The 16,389-nt window shown below is 61.1% G+C and carries 14 protein-coding genes; 5 read left to right on the plus strand and 9 right to left on the minus strand.

Going from position 1 to position 16,389, the window contains the following annotated elements:
* Window positions 1–375 precede the first annotated feature (375 nt).
* The gene (locus HB633_RS14090) at window positions 376–1,197 is read left to right on the plus strand and encodes an alpha/beta hydrolase (protein ID WP_213778707.1); all 822 of its coding nucleotides are present in this window, start codon (window positions 376–378) and stop codon (window positions 1,195–1,197) included.
* Window positions 1,198–1,240: 43 nt separating this feature from the next.
* Here HB633_RS14090 and HB633_RS14095 read toward each other — a convergent pair whose 3' ends face one another.
* From HB633_RS14095 to HB633_RS14115, 5 genes are read right to left on the minus strand one after another with little or no spacing between them, the layout of a single operon-like run.
* Complete coding sequence (locus HB633_RS14095; RefSeq protein ID WP_213778708.1) at window positions 1,241–2,350, minus strand: glycosyltransferase; 1,110 nt, start codon at window positions 2,348–2,350, stop codon at window positions 1,241–1,243.
* A gap of 31 nt (window positions 2,351–2,381) precedes the next feature.
* On the minus strand, window positions 2,382–3,416 hold the full coding sequence (galE, locus tag HB633_RS14100) for a UDP-glucose 4-epimerase GalE (RefSeq protein WP_213778709.1): 1,035 nt from the start codon (window positions 3,414–3,416) through the stop codon (window positions 2,382–2,384).
* A 45-nt stretch (window positions 3,417–3,461) separates the two neighbouring features.
* Window positions 3,462–4,607: a glycosyltransferase family 4 protein gene (locus HB633_RS14105; RefSeq protein WP_213778710.1), complete on the minus strand. Its 1,146-nt coding sequence runs from the start codon at window positions 4,605–4,607 to the stop codon at window positions 3,462–3,464.
* Window positions 4,608–4,636: 29 nt separating this feature from the next.
* Window positions 4,637–5,437: a glycosyltransferase gene (locus tag HB633_RS14110; RefSeq protein WP_213778711.1), complete on the minus strand. Its 801-nt coding sequence runs from the start codon at window positions 5,435–5,437 to the stop codon at window positions 4,637–4,639.
* Complete coding sequence (locus tag HB633_RS14115) at window positions 5,434–6,690, minus strand: oligosaccharide flippase family protein (RefSeq protein WP_213778712.1); 1,257 nt, start codon at window positions 6,688–6,690, stop codon at window positions 5,434–5,436. The genes HB633_RS14110 and HB633_RS14115 overlap by 4 nt, the downstream gene beginning before the upstream one ends.
* Window positions 6,691–7,275: 585 nt before the next feature.
* Here HB633_RS14115 and HB633_RS14120 point away from each other — a divergent pair.
* From HB633_RS14120 to waaA, 4 genes are all read left to right on the plus strand, one after another.
* Entirely contained in the window at window positions 7,276–8,691 is a 1,416-nt protein-coding gene (locus tag HB633_RS14120; RefSeq protein ID WP_213778713.1) for a phosphomannomutase/phosphoglucomutase, read from the plus strand.
* Between the two features lie 853 nt (window positions 8,692–9,544).
* Window positions 9,545–10,540 (plus strand): lipopolysaccharide heptosyltransferase I, encoded by a 996-nt coding sequence (gene waaC, locus HB633_RS14125; protein ID WP_213778714.1) that lies wholly within the window; start codon window positions 9,545–9,547, stop codon window positions 10,538–10,540.
* Window positions 10,541–10,723: 183 nt separating this feature from the next.
* Window positions 10,724–11,608 carry a Kdo hydroxylase family protein gene (locus tag HB633_RS14130; protein ID WP_213778715.1) on the plus strand — a complete coding sequence of 295 codons (885 nt, stop codon included), beginning with the start codon at window positions 10,724–10,726 and terminating at the stop codon, window positions 11,606–11,608.
* A 34-nt stretch (window positions 11,609–11,642) separates the two neighbouring features.
* Window positions 11,643–12,998: a lipid IV(A) 3-deoxy-D-manno-octulosonic acid transferase gene (gene waaA / locus HB633_RS14135; protein ID WP_213778716.1), complete on the plus strand. Its 1,356-nt coding sequence runs from the start codon at window positions 11,643–11,645 to the stop codon at window positions 12,996–12,998.
* A 36-nt stretch (window positions 12,999–13,034) separates the two neighbouring features.
* Here the strand turns inward: waaA and HB633_RS14140 are convergent, their stop codons facing one another.
* The 4 genes from HB633_RS14140 to ureE all read right to left on the minus strand — a co-directional run bounded on the left by HB633_RS14140 (window position 13,035) and on the right by ureE (window position 16,387).
* Complete coding sequence (locus HB633_RS14140; protein WP_346730314.1) at window positions 13,035–14,270, minus strand: glycosyltransferase; 1,236 nt, start codon at window positions 14,268–14,270, stop codon at window positions 13,035–13,037.
* 170 nt (window positions 14,271–14,440) lie between these two features.
* Window positions 14,441–15,091: an urease accessory protein UreG gene (ureG, locus tag HB633_RS14145; RefSeq protein WP_213778717.1), complete on the minus strand. Its 651-nt coding sequence runs from the start codon at window positions 15,089–15,091 to the stop codon at window positions 14,441–14,443.
* A gap of 11 nt (window positions 15,092–15,102) precedes the next feature.
* Entirely contained in the window at window positions 15,103–15,783 is a 681-nt protein-coding gene (locus HB633_RS14150; protein ID WP_213779069.1) for an urease accessory protein UreF, read from the minus strand.
* The gene (gene ureE / locus HB633_RS14155; protein ID WP_213778718.1) at window positions 15,770–16,387 is read right to left on the minus strand and encodes an urease accessory protein UreE; all 618 of its coding nucleotides are present in this window, start codon (window positions 16,385–16,387) and stop codon (window positions 15,770–15,772) included. Before ureE ends, HB633_RS14150 begins: the two co-directional genes overlap by 14 nt.
* Window positions 16,388–16,389: the final 2 nt, after the last annotated feature.

Below are 16,389 nucleotides of genomic sequence, written 5' to 3' on the forward strand. Positions count from 1 at the left end.
AGAACAGCTCAAAACGTCTCACCGTTAAAATATCTATGCAGGCAATAGCTTTGATTAATTCTCAGTGAGTCCGAGCTATTTAAATCAGTTTCAGACAGGTGCTTTCGCGGCAAGTCCTGCCTCCCACATGAATTCTGGAAGTCTTTTCAGCGACACGTTCCTGCCGTAATCTGAGACACCCCACGCCGCCCCGGCGTCTTTTCCAGGCAACGATCAAACACAAAGACGCCGCGCGAACGGCGCAGCTTTTTGTATGACCAGGACCGCATGACCAGGACGTACGAATACTTTGCAGGTCCCTCGCGTTGCGCACACGAAAGGTGGCGATTCTCAACGTGGACGCAACGTGCAATCTCACCTTAAGGAGCACGTTCGATGAGCACGATCAAGACGAAGGACGGCACGGAGATTTTTTTCAAGGACTGGGGGTCGGGCAAGACGGTGGTGTTTTCGCATGGCTGGCCGTTGAACGCGGATGCATGGGATTCGCAAATGCTGTTTCTGGTCCAGAAAGGATTCAGGGTCATCGCGCATGACCGGCGGGGGCACGGACGATCCGGTCAGCCGGCGCTTGGCAATGACATGAACACGTACGCCGACGATCTCGCCGCGGTGCTGGACGCGCTCGACGTGAAAGAGGCCATGCTGGTGGGCCATTCAACGGGCGGTGGCGAAGTCGCGCATTACATCGGACGTCATGGGACGGGGCGGGTATCGAAGGCGGTATTGATCGGCGCCGTGCCGCCGCTGATGCTGAAAACCGAGGGCAATCCGAACGGCGTGCCAAAAGACGTGTTCGACGGCATCCGTGCCGGCGTCGCGGCGGACCGGTCGCAGTTCTACAAGGACCTGGCGCTGCCTTTCTTTGGGTATAACCGCGAGGGCGCCAAGAAATCGCAGGGTGTGATCGATTCGTTCTGGGCGCAGGGCATGCTTGGGGGAATCGTCGGGCATTACGCGTGCATCCGCGAGTTCTCGGAAGTGGATTACACGGAAGACCTGAAGAAGATCGATGTACCCACATTGATCCTGCACGGCGACGACGACCAGATCGTTCCCATCGATACCGCCGGGCGCATGTCCGCGAAGATCGTGCCGAACGCCACGCTCAAGGTTTATCCGGGCGGCGCGCACGGCATGTGCGTGGTGGAAGCGGACAAGGTGAACGCGGACCTGCTGGAATTTGCATCGAGCTAAAACAATAGCGCCGGCTGGGAGGCCGGCGCATCTTCATGCAGCGTTATTTTTTCGCCGGATGCGCGCGGCGGAACACCATCCATCGCGGTGACTTGAATCTGACAATGCTCACGTACAACCATACGTACGTGAACGCAAACACCACGACGAAGCAGAACAAATGCACCGTATGCCGCCAGAACAGCGTGGCGGGGATCACGGCGACCAGGCACAGCAACCACAAGTACGGCGATGTCAGCGAGTTGCGCCGCGTGAGTTCACGTGCGTTCTGCGCGCCGACGGCCCATCGCATGAGGCGTTTGTAGACCAGCATGTGCAGGTGCACGCCGTCAGGAATGCCCGGCGAAATGCCGCGAATGAACTTCTTCCGGTAGATCGAAAAACACGTCTCGAAGATCGGATACATGAAGAGCAACACGGGAAACCATGCCGATACATCACGGTTGCGCATCACGAGCATGATCGACAATTCAGCGAGCATGAAGCCGATGAAATACGCGCCGCCATCGCCCAGAAAGATCAGGCCTGCGGGGAAGTTCCAGATGAAAAAGCCCATCACCGCGCCCATCATGATCAACGACGCCGATAGCACGACCGGATCGTGAACCTGGAACGCAACGTACGCGAGCGAGGCGAACATCATGAAGGCGACCATTGATGCAAGCCCGTTGAAGCCGTCGATGATATTGATCGCGTTCGCCAGCGCCGCCACCGCGATCACGGTCACGAGGCACGAGATCACGCCATAGGTCAGCAGGAAGTCGAGCGGCGGCACGCTGATGCGCGTGACGGCAATGCCGAGCAGGAAATACGCGAGCGCGGCGGCGGCCATCGTGCAGACCAGGCGCACGACGGGCGTCACGCGCTTGGTCAGATCTTCAATGAGCCCCGAAAAGAAAGCGGGCAACCCGCACGCGACCACCGCGAGAATGCCGCTCGATACAACCGGATAACTCCATCGAAGCTGCACGGCGGAGACGGCGAGCCCCAGAAGTATCCCGACGCCGCCGACGCGCGGCACCGACCGCGCGTGAAACTTCTGCACGCCGGTCAGATCGGTATCGCCGGAAATGCCTTCGTGCAAGTGCGCAAACCGCACGATCAACAGCGTGATGAACAGCGAAACCAGAAAACCGAGCGCGAAGCTAAGCATGAAAAATAATCACTAAAAAGAACGAGACCGGTCAGGCAAAGCCCTTCGGATTCTGCGACTGCCAGCGCCAATGATCGGCGCACATCCGCTCGATGCCATGTTCCGCCTGCCAGCCGATCAGCGCGGCCGCGGCGGCGGGATTCGCGTAACACTCGGCGATATCGCCCGGACGGCGCGCCACGAGTTCGTACGGCACAGGCTTGCCCGACGCCGTTTCGAACGCCTTCACCACGTCTAGCACGCTGTAACCCTGACCCGTGCCGAGGTTCACGACGAAGCTGCGATCAAGCGATTGCAGCGCATCGATTGCCTTGATGTGGCCGCGCGCCAGATCCACCACGTGGATGTAATCACGCACGCCGGTGCCATCGGGCGTCGGATAGTCGCTGCCAAAAATGCGCAGACGTTCGAGCTTGCCCACGGCGACTTGCGCCACGTAAGGCATCAGGTTGTTCGGCACGCCCGCCGGATCTTCGCCGATCAAACCGCTGTCATGCGCGCCGACCGGATTGAAATAGCGCAGCGTGGCAATGCGCCACGACGGGTCGGAGATTTCCAGGTCGCGCAAAATCTGCTCGGCGATCAGCTTTGATTGGCCGTAGGGGTTGGTCGCCGAAAGCGGAAAGGATTCATCGATAGGCACGCTCTTCGGCATGCCATACACCGTCGCCGACGAGCTGAACACGATGTTCTTCACGTTGCGCGCGCGCATGACGTCGAGCAGCACGAGCAGGCTATCCACGTTGTTGCGGTAATACTCGATCGGCTTTGCGACCGATTCACCCACCGACTTCAGCGCCGCGAAGTGGATTGCGCCGGTGATCGCGTGTTCATCGAAGATGCGGGCGAGGGCGGTTTCATCGCGCGCGTCCGCTTCGTAGAACGCGAGCGTTTTGCCCGTGATCTGTTCCACGCGCTTGAGCGACTGCGCGTTGCTGTTCACGAGGTTGTCGATCACGACAACGCCGAATCCCGCATTCAACAATTCCACGCAGGTATGCGAGCCGATAAAACCAGCGCCGCCGGTCACGAGAATGGTGCCTTTATCTTTTGTGTGTTCTGTCATGAGTTTCGCTCCCGGTGGTGCTCTTTAATGTAAAACGCCGATCGCCTAGAAGCCGGTGATCGCGCGTATTGTGCCTTTATAACGTTCGACGACGCCGTTTTCATCGAATTCCCGCGTGACCTTGGCGCGGCCCGCAACGCCCATTTCGGCGCGCGCCGCGTGGCTTGCTTGCAGCATGCGCTCTAATTGTTGCGTCAGGCTGTCCGCGCTTTTTGCTTCGCAAAGAAAACCGGTCACGCCGTTTTCGACGACTTCGCGGCAGCCGGGGACGTCGGTGGCGACGATCGGACGGCCCATCGCCGAGGCTTCCATCAAGGTCCGCGGCACGCCTTCACGATACGACGGCAACACGACGCAATCGGCGTTATCGATAAACGCGCGGACGTCCGTTGCTTCGCCGAGATAATCGATGACGCCTTCGCGCTGCCACGCCTGGACTTCGTCGAGCGTGATCGCGCTGGGGTTGTCCACGCCGGCCGGCCCGAGCAGCTGGAACCGCGCGTACGGATATTTTGCGCGAATCCGGCGCGCTGCCTCGACATATTCCGCCACGCCTTTATCCCACAGCAGGCGGCCAATTAAAACGAAAAAAAAGCCTTCCGTCTGCGGGTTGGCGCGCGGTAGCGGCTGAAAAGCGTAATCGGCGAGATCGACGCCTTCGCCGTGCAAAAGACGCGCGCGTTCGGGATGAACCAGCAGGTTTTGATCGATGAACGCCTGGCGGTCGTCCTTGTTGAGGAACCAGACTTCGCGCGGAAAGCGGAATGCGAACTTGTAGAGTTTCTTCGCGATGTTTGCCGTTCCGCTTTGCTGGATGAACACGTAACCGAGGCCCGTGGTCACGGCGATCGACGGAATCCCCGCCAGCTTCGCGGCAATCGTCCCGTAGATATTCGCCTTGATCGTGTAATGGAAGACGATGTGCGGCCTTGCATTCCGATACTCGCGATAGAGCGCGGCGAGCGTTTTGAGGTCATCGCGTGGATTGGTTCCCTTCGACGCCATGGGTAGGTCGACGCATCGGCAACCCATTTCTTCCATCAGCGGGAACGTGCGGTCGCGCGGCGCGATGATCGAAACTTCCGCGCCCTGTTCGATCAACGTTCGCAGCAAACCGCGCCGGTAGGTGTAGATCGCCCAGGCGGTGTTGCACACGAGGGCGATGCGTAGGCGGGATTTTTCTGCGTTCATTCTTTCCATTTGAAAAAAGAGGCGTTGTTTCACGCACCGAGCAGCCGCGTTTTCAGGGAACGCAGCGCGCGATAGGGCAGCACCAGATGCGCGATGTTCTTAGCAACGCCGAACCAGTCGGGCAGGTTGGTCACACGCAAATATTTCAGCTGGAGCCGCAGCGTGGACCACACTTGCGTCCGGCGTTTTGTCGCGCTGATGCCGTGTTCATTGAGTTCGTAATACACGCCGAATTCAGGAAGATTCGCGCCGTCGTGATGTTGCAGTAAGCGCAAGACCAGATCGAGGTCCTCGGCCGCCCGATATTGCGCGCGGTAATTGCCGGCATCGATCACGGCGTCCACTCGCAACATCAGCGACGGATGCGTGAAACACGAACGCAACAGCATGACACGCCGAATATCGGCGGGATCGGTTGGCGGCTGCAAGTCGAAGAGCGGCGCGCCTTCCATGTTCACCACGTGCGTCCACATGCCGAGCACGGCCGTTTTCGGATGCGCTTCCAGGTACGCGCGCTGTTTTTCCAACCGATACGGCGTTGCGAGATCGCCCGCATCTATACGCGCTGCGTATTTGATGCCGCGTGCGGCCAGTGCATCCATACCCGCCTGCAACGCCCGTTCAATGCCGCCATTGCGCGGCATGCGCAGTAGTTCGACCGTCATGTTCGCCACAGCCGGCGCGACGATGGGCGGCAGGCTGCCATCATCGACAATGAGCACGCGCACCGGCGCGCGTTCGCAAAACGATGCCAGCGTGCGCTCGATATCGTGTTGCGCGTTGAACGCCGGAAGCAGCACGGCGACGTCGTCGAGAAAAGGCGCGCTCATGTTTGCAGCCGGAAACGGATGTAGTAAAGATTCACCGATGCCGCCGCCAGATAGCCCGCGGCAAGCCCGACGAGCGCGCCGTAACTGCCCATGCGCGGAATCGCGATCAGGTTGACGATCGCCGCGACCACCAGCGCCAGCAGCCACTTTGCGAGCAACACGAACTTGGCCTGGTATTTCAGCACGACCAGATTACCAATCGCTTCAATACCCGCCGGCAGCGAGAGCCAGACGGCCCAACGGAAGATATCGATGGAAGCCGTGTACGCCGCCCCGAACACATGCGAAATGATGAACGCCGCCAGCAGGTCCAGAACGATCGCGCCGCAGACCATCAGCACGGCGGTCATCGCGAAGAGGCGCACGATGTTGCGCTTCAACTGCAGCGCGTCGTTGACCTTGTAGACGAACGCCGGCGCGATGGTCTGCGCGAGCATGAGCGCAAGCGCGATCCAGTTCTCGTTGAGTTGCTGCGCGGCGGAATACACGCCGAGATCGGCGAAGGAGATATGGCGTTCCAGCATCAGCCGGTCGAGCTTCATGAACACCGACATGCAGATCAGCCCGAGCCAGAACACCGTGCCTGCGCTCGCAAAATGCTTGAAGAGCGACCCGTCGACGTGCCAGCCGAGCTTGCCGCTGTTGCGGCGCATGTAATACAGCAGCAATACGCCGCCGATCGCCGCGGATTCCAGCGCCCAGAGCCAGCCGAAATGCGCCGGACTCGCCGCCGCCCGCACCAGCACGAACACGAGCCCGGCCTTGAGAATGGCGGTGACCATGCTGATCAGCAATTGCGGCTTGCTGTACGTCATGCTCTGCAGCCACGCGTTGATCACGCCGACAAACGGTTCGCGAAACAGCATGGTCACGGCAAGCCCGGCGAGCATGGCGCCGACAAGGGGATCGGTGAAACCCGCCGCAATCCCGATCCACGTCAAGACCAGCGCCGCCGCGGAGATGCTGATGCGCAGCACGAACGCGCTGCCGAGCACGGTGCCGATCTGCTTCGGATCGCGATGCACGATGGTCGGCACCAGAATCTCCGCGCCGCAGACCCATGTAATCGGCGCGATCACGAGCAGAAGCGTGTTTGCGTACTGCCATTTGCCGAAGACATCGGGGCCGAAATAGCGCGCGAGCAAACCGCTGATGCCAATCGCAACGGCAATTTGCGTGAGCCGTTCGAGCCCAAGCCAGACGATATTCGCGAGCGCGCGGGCGACGTCCGGGTTCGAGATCCGTTTCAGCATGCGCGCACGGTGCAGGGGATCGACTCGCAGCGAGTGTCGATAGCGGGCATGCCAATTGCTGCCATCACCCGACCGGGTGCGCCAATCCGCAAAGATTGCGGCCATGCCTTGCCCCGCTGTGCCGGCACACGGTTGCCTTCACCTTTGTTGTCGTTAATGAAAAAGCGTCGGAGCATTGGATTAGAATATTTGCGCAGGTTCGCACGTCCTTGCAAGCGCGAAACGTGTCCGGGTGAGGCCCGGCGCTTCGAAAGACTGCGATTATAGGTGCGAATAGTGTGCGCAAACGCGTGGTTCGATACAGCGGGAAGTGTTAGAAAGGCGCGTTTGACGGTTTTGATCGAGAACGACGAAGCGCTAAAGATGAAAGTCGCTCTCGTCACGTTCAATTTCTTCGTTATTTTTCGCGCGTGTGTCCGGTATCGTTTCCGGACCGGCAGCGCCAGGACCTTGTGCGCGGCGGGGTAATGCCGGCGCACCGGCAGAAAGCAGGTCTCAAGCAGGTCAGCAGCAGAGGGTCTTCGTGACCCGGGACGCTTCGGGATGCCCCGGAACCATTTCAATTATTAGTCAGGTAGCCATTCCATGAGCCAGTCACCGCAAGCATCAGTTACCCAGTCCATTTTCAAGGCTTACGACATTCGCGGGATCGTGGGCAAGACAGTCGATGCCGGCGTTGCTCGCAACATCGGCCGCGCGTTCGGCAGCGAGATCCGCAAACTTGGCGGCGACTCCGTCGTCGTGGCGCGCGATGGCCGCCTGTCCGGCCCGGAACTCGTCGGCGCATTGGCTGACGGCCTGCGCGAAGCGGGCGTGGACGTGGTCGATGTCGGCATGGTGCCGACGCCCGTTGGCTATTTCGCGGCCAGCGTGCCGCTCGCGCTGCCTTCGGGCGAGCGCCGGGTGGATTCGTGCATCGTCGTGACGGGCAGCCACAACCCGCCCGATTACAACGGCTTCAAGATGGTCCTGCGCGGCGCCGCCATTTACGGCGAGCAGATCCAGGCGCTGTACAACCGCATTGTGAACGACAACTTCGAAAGCGGCGCCGGTACATACACGGAATACGATATCCAGCAGGTTTATCTCGATCGTATCGTGAGCGACATCAAGCCGGTCCGTCCGATGAAGATTGTCATCGATGCCGGTAATGGTGTTGCTGGCGAACTTGCGCCGCGTTTGTTCAAGGCGCTGGGTTGCGAGATCGTGGAGTTGTTCACGGATATCGATGGCACGTTCCCGAATCACCACCCTGATCCGGCGCATCCGGAGAATTTGCAGGACGTGATCAAGGCGCTGAAGGAAACGGACGCGGAAATCGGCTTTGCCTTCGATGGCGACGGCGACCGTCTCGGCGTGGTCACGAAGGACGGGCAGATCATTTATCCGGATCGCCAGTTGATGTTGTTTGCGCAGGAAGTGTTGTCGCGCAACAAGGGCGGGCAGATCATTTATGACGTGAAGTGCACGCGCAATCTGGCGAAGTGGGTGCGTGATCAGGGCGGTGAGCCGGTGATGTGGAAGACAGGCCATTCGCTGGTCAAGGCGAAGTTGCGTGAGACGGGTGCGCCGTTGGCGGGTGAAATGAGCGGTCACGTGTTCTTCAAGGACCGTTGGTATGGCTTCGATGACGGCCTTTACACCGGCGCGCGGATGCTTGAGATCCTCTCGCGGGTGGCCGATCCGAGCAAGTTGCTCAATGACCTGCCGAATTCGCTTTCGACGCCGGAATTGCAGTTGAAGCTCAATGAGGGTGAGAATTTTGAGCTGATCGGCAAGATGCAGAAGAACGCGAAGTTCACCGGCGCGGACGATGTGGTCACTATCGATGGATTGCGGGTCGAGTATCCGGATGGGTTCGGGCTTGCGCGGTCATCGAATACCACGCCGGTGGTGGTGATGCGGTTTGAGGCGGACAGCGAGGACGCGCTGAAACGTATTCAGGAAGATTTTCGTCGGGTGATTTTGGCGGAGAAGGCTGACGCCCAATTACCGTTTTGATTTTTGCTCGCGCCGGTGGACCGAGGGGGTATGCTGGCGCTTGCAGTGGGGGGTGGTGTTGGGTTGCTGCTGCTTAGGTCTTCGCGCGTTCCGTTCTGGCTGATTTTTTTAGCACTATTAGCCACTGTCCGTGGCGGGACTTCATTTCTTTGTCCAACGGCGACAAAGAAACGAAGCAAAGAAAACGCCTTTCCACAATCGGCACATAAGTGTCCAAAGCGTGCAGTGACAACGTTTTGGTACCCCAAAAGCACGCTCAACGAATAACGCCGGACAGTTGAAACCCTCCCCCTCCGTCAACGGCAACCCACACGCTTCGCCACCAGTGTGGGAATCCGTTAACCAGGAATCTGCGCTTGCGCGCCCTTGCGCCCAAACGAAGGGGTTGGCTGGACCGGTGGCGAACTCGCGCGCAGTTTCAAATTGGTTTGGACCCGTCATGGGCTGAATCTGTTGTTATGCGTAGGCCAGGTTTCCGTATTAACGGATTCCCACACTGGTGGCGAAGCGTGTGGGTATCCGTGGTCGGAGGGGTAGGGGTTCAACAGGACGTGGTTATTTGCCGACCGTGCTTTTGGGGTACCAAACAGTTGTCACTGCACGCTATGGACACTTAAGAATTAGCGGTTGAAAGGCGTTTTCTTTGCTTCGTTTCTTTGTCGCCGAAGGACCAAGAAATGAAGTGCCGCCACGCACAGTGGCTAATAGTGCCAGAGAGAACAGCCAGAACGGAACGCGCGAAGACCCAAAAAGCAGCAACCCAACACCAACCCCCACCGCAATCCCCAAAAAACCCACCCCCAACCCCAAGCGCCAGCGGTAAACTCCGCACATCTAAAATCCCCCATCCAGCGTGCAAAAGATCTTGATTGTCCGGGTGTCATCCCTCGGTGATGTCGTCCACAACATGCCAGCCATCGCCGATATCCGGCGCCTGCACCCCAACGCCCAAATCGACTGGCTGGTCGAAGAGAGTTTCACTGACCTCGTCGAACTCGTCGACGGCGTGCGCCGCGCGATCCCGTTCTCGCTGCGACGCTGGCGCAAACGCTTCTTCTCCTTCGATAACTGGCGCGAAATTCGCCGCTTCCGGCAAACGCTCGCCGCCGAAAACTACGATCTGGTCATCGATTGCCAAGGGCTCATCAAGACCGCGTGGGTCGCGAGCTGGGCGCGCGGCACGCTCGTCGGACTCGGAAACCGCACCGACGGCGCCGGCTACGAATGGCCCGTGCGTTTCTTCTACAACAAACGCATTCCCATCGAAGCACGTACGCACGTGGTCGAACGCACGCGTCAACTGGTCGCCGCCGCACTCGGCGATCCGCGCCCGGAACCCACGGACAACATCGAATTCGGCATGGATACGCGACGCGCCGCACTCGCCTTGTCGGAAGTGGATCTGAACCTGCCGGTGCCCTACGTGGTATTTGTCCACGCCACGTCTCGCGCCGATAAACAATGGCCCGATACCGCCTGGATCGAACTCGGCCAGTCGCTGATCCGCCGTGGGGTATCGATCGTGTTGCCATGGGGCAGCGCCGCCGAACGCGAAACGAGCGAAAAACTGGCGAAAGAGTTCGGCGCAGCGGCGGTCGTGCCGCCGAAATTGTCGTTGCCGGCGGTCGTCGGCCTGATCGATGGCGCTGCGGCGACGGTCGGCGTGGACACGGGACTCGTGCATATCGCGGCGGCGCTCAAGCGACCGACCATCGAGTTGTACAATTTCTCGACCGCCTGGCGCACGGGCGGGTACTGGTCGCCGCGCGTGGTGAATCTCGGCAGCGCCGGCCAGCATCCGACCCTGCAGCAGGTCAAGGCGACGCTCGCGAGCTTCGGGTTGCTGTGACAGATTGCTACGAGGTCTGACCGTGTGCGGCACTGATGGCCGGGCCTTTGAGGCCTGTCAATCCGCGGCGTTTCAGGCCGCGATTTTTGCGGCCGGTTTGAGCGAAAATGCGGCTCGTTCGTCGAATGGAGGCATGTTCGCATGCTTGACCGTTCACTCGCTCATCCAAACAATCGAAGGCTCATGACCGAATCTCAAATCATTGAAGTCGCTTCCGCCGACTGGCAGGGCCAACAGCTCTCCGTGCCGCGCGAGGCATTACTGGCCGGCGTCGAACGCGGCAAGGTGCTGTACTTTCCGCACCTGGCGTTCGCCATCGAAGGCGGCGAGCGCGCGCTGCTCGATCCGAAAGTCGCCGATCCACAGCGCAAGAACATCAGCCTCGCGCCCAATGGCGGCGCGCTCGTCGGCGTGCTCGGCGACGCCGTCACGCAATCCGCCGTGCGCGCGCTGGTCGCACGGTATCAGGCGAACGCGCGCTCGCTCGTGGACGGTCTCTTTCCTGAATATCGCGGCAAGTTGCGCGTTGCGCCAACCAGCCTGCGGCTGCATCGCGTGGAAACGCGCGAGACGTCGTGGCGCAAGGACGACAGCCGCCTTCACGTCGATGCCTTCCCCTCACGGCCCAATTACGGCGAGCGCATCCTGCGCGTGTTCACCAATGTGAATCCCGATGGCGCGCCGCGCGTGTGGCGCGTCGGCGAACCGTTCGAGGAGATGGCGAAGCGCTTCTTGCCATCGATCAAATCGCCGGTTCCGGGTTCCGCATGGCTCATGAACCTGCTGAAAATCACCAAGACGCCGCGCAGCGAATACGATCATTTGATGCTCCATCTGCATGACGCAATGAAAGCGGATATTGGTTATCAAAAGACATCGCCGCAAGAGGAAATGCCGTTTCCGCCGGGCTGCGTGTGGGTTTGTTTCTCCGATCAAACCTCCCACGCCGTGATGGCCGGCCAGTACATGATGGAGCAGACTTTTTTCCTTCCCGTGGGCTCAATGGTGCAGCCAGAATGCGCGCCGCTCGGCATCCTGCAGCGCCTGAAGGGCAGGGCGCTGGTTTGAGCGCCGTCTGGATTCAGCCTTTGAAAGGCCGCCGATGCTGAGGCTCGTGTACCGCGCGCTGTGGTGGATCGTCGCGCCGCTGGCCGTGCTGCGGCTTTTGATCCGGTCGCGGCGGGAGCGCGGGTATCGCGAGCATATTGGTGAGCGGTTTGGTTTCGGCCCCGCTCGTCGTGGCGATGATCTTTCGCCGCTGATCTGGGTTCACGCGGTATCGGTTGGCGAGACGCGCGCGGCGCAACCGCTGATTGAAGCGTTGCAACGGGCGTTTCCGGACGCTCGGATTCTTCTCACGCACATGACACCGAGCGGCCGCGCGACCGGCGAGCAGTTGTTCGGCGATCGCGTTTCACGCAGTTATCTTCCCTACGATTCACCTTCGCTCGTGCGGCGTTTCTTGCGCGCGTGGCGACCATCGCTTGGAATCGTGATGGAGACGGAGGTGTGGCCTACATTGATCGATGAATGCAAGCACGCCGGCGTTCCCCTGGTGCTGACGAACGCGCGGATGTCGGCGCGATCGTTCAAGCGCGCGGCGAAGTTCGGCAATGCGACGCGCGAAGTGTTCGGCGGTTTTACGCGCGTGCTGGCCCAGACGCCGTCCGACGCGGAGCGCCTCGGCGCGCTGGGCGCGCGCAACATTGCGGTGCTCGGCAACCTCAAGTTCGACATGTCCGCGCCGCCGGAACTCGCCGCGCGCGGCCATGCGTGGCGCACGGCGATTGGCGGGCGGCCGGTATGGGTCGCGGCAAGCACCCGCGAAGGCGAGGAGGCGCTCGTGCTGCAGGCGTTCACCGCGCTGCGAACACACGTGCCCGATGCGTTGCTGATTCTCGTGCCGCGCCATCCGCAACGTTTCGATGAAGTCGCCGCGCTGATCAACGGCGCCGCGCTGAACCATGTCCGGCGCTCGACGTGGGCGGGACGCGTGGCGGCGGCCGGATCGGGTATCGATGCCGCGCCGCCTTTGCCTGCGGATATCAACGTCCTGCTCGGTGATTCAATGGGCGAGCTCGGCGCGTATTACGCGGCGTCGGATGTGGCGTTCATTGGCGGGAGTTTGTTGCCTTTGGGCGGGCAGAACCTCATCGAAGCGTGCGCCGCGGGCGTGCCGGTGCTGATCGGGCCGCATACCTTCAATTTCACGCAGGCGACCAACGACGCGATTGCGGAAGGCGCGGCGTTGCGGGTGAACGATCCGGCGGCTTTGGCGCGCGGCCTGCGCGATCTTTTCACCGATAAACCCCGCCGGCTGGCAATGAGCGCGGCGGCATCGGCGTTCGCGGCGAAGCATCGGGGAGCGACAGCGCGGACGGTGGAGGCGTTGGGGGCGTTGTTGCGGACAAACGCCGAGGAAGCAGGAAATGGCTTTTCAGTACACGATCCGGCCTGAAACCGGTCTTCATCTAACCCGCGTTACCGGCCCTCGCTAACGCCGTCCCGCCAGCAACCGCTCCAGACACGCCACAAACCGCGCATTGCTGGCTTCGAGCCCGTATTCCCGCGCGCGTCCCAATGCCATACGCGTGAAGCCGTCGCGCAGTGCGTCATCCAGCAGCAAGCGCGATATGGCTTGCGCCATCGCGTCCACGTCACCGATAGGAACGAGCAGTCCAAACTTGCCATCGTCGAGAATCTCGCGTGGTCCCGTCGGGCAATCCGTCGATATCACCGGCTTGCCAAGCGCCAGTGCTTCGAGCAGGACCATCGGCATGCCTTCGTAGCGAGAACTCAGAACCAGCGCGCTCGCGCCCGCGACCACCGCGTGCGGATTGTTCCGATACCCCGTGAAATGCACGCGTTTCCCCACGCCCAGCGCCGCCGCGAGCGCTTCGAGTTCGGCGCGAAACCCGCCATCGCCGACGATCACGAGGTCTTCCTTCAACGCGCCTTCATGCGTCGCGGCGAGCTGCGCATAGGCGCGCAACAAGGTCCGGTGATCCTTCTGGATTTCATCGAGCCGCGCCACTGAAACAATGTACGGCCCGGCACACGGCGGCGCTTCCCTGGCCGCCGCGTTCTCTCGAATCCGGTCTATATCGATGGCGTTCGGCAGCACGAATACGTTGCGCAGATGGCCGTCGAAGAGCGCGGTCGCTTCCTCGGCCATATGCCGGTTGAGCGCCGCGATGCCGTCGTAGCGGCCATATTGCGTGAGCATGCGCTTCATTTTCCGGCGCCGGCCGCCGAGCCGGGCATCGAAACTGAAGTGGTTCACACCGAGCCACGCCGTGCCGAAACGCCCGGCAAGCCGGCGCAGGGACATATCGAAGTCGATGATGATTTCGTGACGCTGCGCCAGTTCGGCCACGCGCGCTTTCACATAAGGACGCACGGCGAGCGTGTTGAATACGTCGCGGCCAACGCGGCCGAGCTTGCTCAGCGTATGCGCGTAGCGGTGCTTCTGGAAGGTGTTGAGCCAGGGTTTGTTAGTGAGGATCTCGACGTTCACGTCCGCGGGAATCTGCGCGCGAAAGCGCTGCTCGAACGCAGGCGATGAAAACATCACCGAGAGCGTCACCGCAAAGCGCGAACGGTCGAAGATGCGCAACCACTGCATCAGCGAGGTTTCGATGCCGCCATCGTTGAAATCCGCGACGTGAAAAAGCACGGAAACGCGGCGCACGGATGGCTCAGCCGGCGCACGGGGCGCGGTAGCGGCCACGGAAGCTCGTTCCAGTATGACGGCGGTATCGGCGGAACTGTCGATCTGAATTCTCCCGGTTACTGGCGAAAAGCCATAGGAATATTTAAGGCAATATCCTATCGCACTCGCATAAGCTGACGCAGTTTCGCCGCCGCGCCTTTGATTCACCTTACACCGTTTTCACGCTGTCAAACGCCCAGCAGCCCCTTCTTCTCGATAAAACTCACCACCTGATCGAGCCCGTCAAGCGCCTTCAGGTTGCACATCACGAACGGGCGTTCGCCGCGCATCTTCCTCGCATCGGAGGCCATGATGTCGAGATTTGCGCCCACGTACGGCGCGAGATCGATCTTGTTGATGACCAGCAGATCGGATTTCGTGATGCCTGGGCCGCCCTTGCGAGGGATTTTTTCTCCACCGGCGACATCGATCACGTAGATGGTCAGATCCGATAATTCCGGGCTGAACGTGGCCGCCAGATTGTCCCCGCCTGATTCAATGAACACGATATCCGCGTCCGGAAAGCGTTCGATCATCTGGTCGACCGCTTCCAGGTTGATGGACGCATCCTCGCGAATCGCCGTGTGCGGGCAGCCGCCCGTTTCCACGCCCATGATGCGCTCGGCCGGCAAAGCGCCCGCCACGGTCAGCAGGCGCTGATCTTCCTTCGTGTAGATGTCGTTGGTGATGGCGACGAGATCGTATTTCTCGCGCATCGCCTTGCAGAGCATCTCGAGGAGTGTGGTCTTGCCGGAGCCGACCGGGCCGCCCACGCCCACGCGCAACGGTGGCAGTTTTTTGGTGCGGCGGGCGGCGGCGGAATAGACGGGTGCGTTCATGGCGTTTTGGTTCAGGAGCGGAATAAGCGCGAGTATTGCGACTCGTGGCGCGCGGAAAGAATGCCGAGTTGCGGCGCGAAGGTGTTGATTTCGTCGGGCGAAGTAGCCAGGGCGCGCTCTACCGCTTGATCGATTGCAACGCGCAACGCCACGATGATCCGTTGTCCCGCGATCTGGCCTAGCGGCACGGCTTTCAGCGCCGCAGCCGCCTGGTTTTCCACCCACGCGAAGGCGTAGGCGGCGAGGGTGGCGTCGGGCGCGGCATCGTGGGTGAAGGCGGCGAAGGCGAACGCCGTTAACTGGGAAACCGGCTTGATCGTGTTCAGCGTGGCGAGACGCGCCGGGTCTCCCCACTCGAGTTGCGTGCACAACTGTGCGAGCGACCAGCCCATTTGCTGCGTCTCCCGGCGCAATTCGGCCGATTCACGGCTGGCGAGGAATTCTTCATCGGCGCGGGTCAGTTCGGCGGCTTCGTGCGCGCGCCAGCGTTGCATTTGATGCGCGAGGAACGGCAGCTCGCCGCGCGCCAGGACGTTTGTCAGCCCGCTTGCGATCCAGTCGCGGGCGCTGTCGCCATCGTGGATGAAACCGTGTTCTATCGCGGATTCCAGACCCTGCGAGTAACTGAACGCGCCGATAGGCAACGCCGGCGACGCCAGATGCAGGAGCGCCGTGAGCTCAGCGGTGCGCATGACCGTGGTCGTGTCCTTCGTGGCCTTCGTGCCCGTGCGAGCACTGGGAATGGTCGCCGTGATCGTGGCCATGGCCGTGATCGTGTGAATGGCCGTGATGGTCGTCGAAGACTTTTTGCGCGAGTGCGTAGTCTTCCACGAAGGTCTCGTCGTGACCGTGCTTGTGACCGCCGCCATATGCGCCCGTTTCCGGCTGGAACGGCGCGGTTGCGTGATCGACGTGTGCGCCGAGGCGCTTCAGCATGTCTTCCAGCACGGGATCGGCTTCAAGTTTCAACTGGCCCGCGGCGACTTCAACGGGCGTGTGGCGGTTGCCCAGGTGGTAGGCCGCGCGCGTCAAGGTAACCGGATCGTGCGCGTGAACCACCAGAACGTCTTGCGGAGCCGCGATCACGCGAACCAGGCCGCCATCGTCGGCGACGAGGATATCGCCGTCGCGCAGCACCGTGCCGCGCGGCAATACCAGCGCCACTTCTTCGCCGTTATCCAGCGTGGCGGCGAGGCGGCTTTTGCAGCGGTCATCGAAGGCAAGGGTGAGCGTCGGCGCGCGCTTGATCAGCGGCGCGGCCAGTTTCGCTTCGATACGTTTGTCGATCGTGCGCATTT

Origin of the sequence: Caballeronia sp. dw_276 (assembly GCF_018449635.1) — a bacterium.
Lineage (GTDB): Bacteria > Pseudomonadota > Gammaproteobacteria > Burkholderiales > Burkholderiaceae > Caballeronia.

Excerpts from the sequence above, each read along its gene's own strand:
- HB633_RS14090 (WP_213778707.1), top strand. The coding sequence starts at position 376 with ATGAGCACGATCAAGACGAAGGACGGCACGGAGATTTTTTTCAAGGAC.
- HB633_RS14130 (WP_213778715.1), top strand. The coding sequence starts at position 10,724 with ATGACCGAATCTCAAATCATTGAAGTCGCTTCCGCCGACTGGCAGGGC.
- HB633_RS14105 (WP_213778710.1), bottom strand. The coding sequence starts at position 4,607 with ATGAACGCAGAAAAATCCCGCCTACGCATCGCCCTCGTGTGCAACACC.
- HB633_RS14120 (WP_213778713.1), top strand. The coding sequence starts at position 7,276 with ATGAGCCAGTCACCGCAAGCATCAGTTACCCAGTCCATTTTCAAGGCT.
- galE (WP_213778709.1), bottom strand. The coding sequence starts at position 3,416 with ATGACAGAACACACAAAAGATAAAGGCACCATTCTCGTGACCGGCGGC.
- HB633_RS14150 (WP_213779069.1), bottom strand. The coding sequence starts at position 15,783 with ATGCGCACCGCTGAGCTCACGGCGCTCCTGCATCTGGCGTCGCCGGCG.
- HB633_RS14110 (WP_213778711.1), bottom strand. The coding sequence starts at position 5,437 with ATGAGCGCGCCTTTTCTCGACGACGTCGCCGTGCTGCTTCCGGCGTTC.
- ureG (WP_213778717.1), bottom strand. The coding sequence starts at position 15,091 with ATGAACGCACCCGTCTATTCCGCCGCCGCCCGCCGCACCAAAAAACTG.
- waaA (WP_213778716.1), top strand. The coding sequence starts at position 11,643 with ATGCTGAGGCTCGTGTACCGCGCGCTGTGGTGGATCGTCGCGCCGCTG.
- HB633_RS14115 (WP_213778712.1), bottom strand. The coding sequence starts at position 6,690 with ATGCTGAAACGGATCTCGAACCCGGACGTCGCCCGCGCGCTCGCGAAT.
- HB633_RS14095 (WP_213778708.1), bottom strand. The coding sequence starts at position 2,350 with ATGCTTAGCTTCGCGCTCGGTTTTCTGGTTTCGCTGTTCATCACGCTG.
- ureE (WP_213778718.1), bottom strand. The coding sequence starts at position 16,387 with ATGCGCACGATCGACAAACGTATCGAAGCGAAACTGGCCGCGCCGCTG.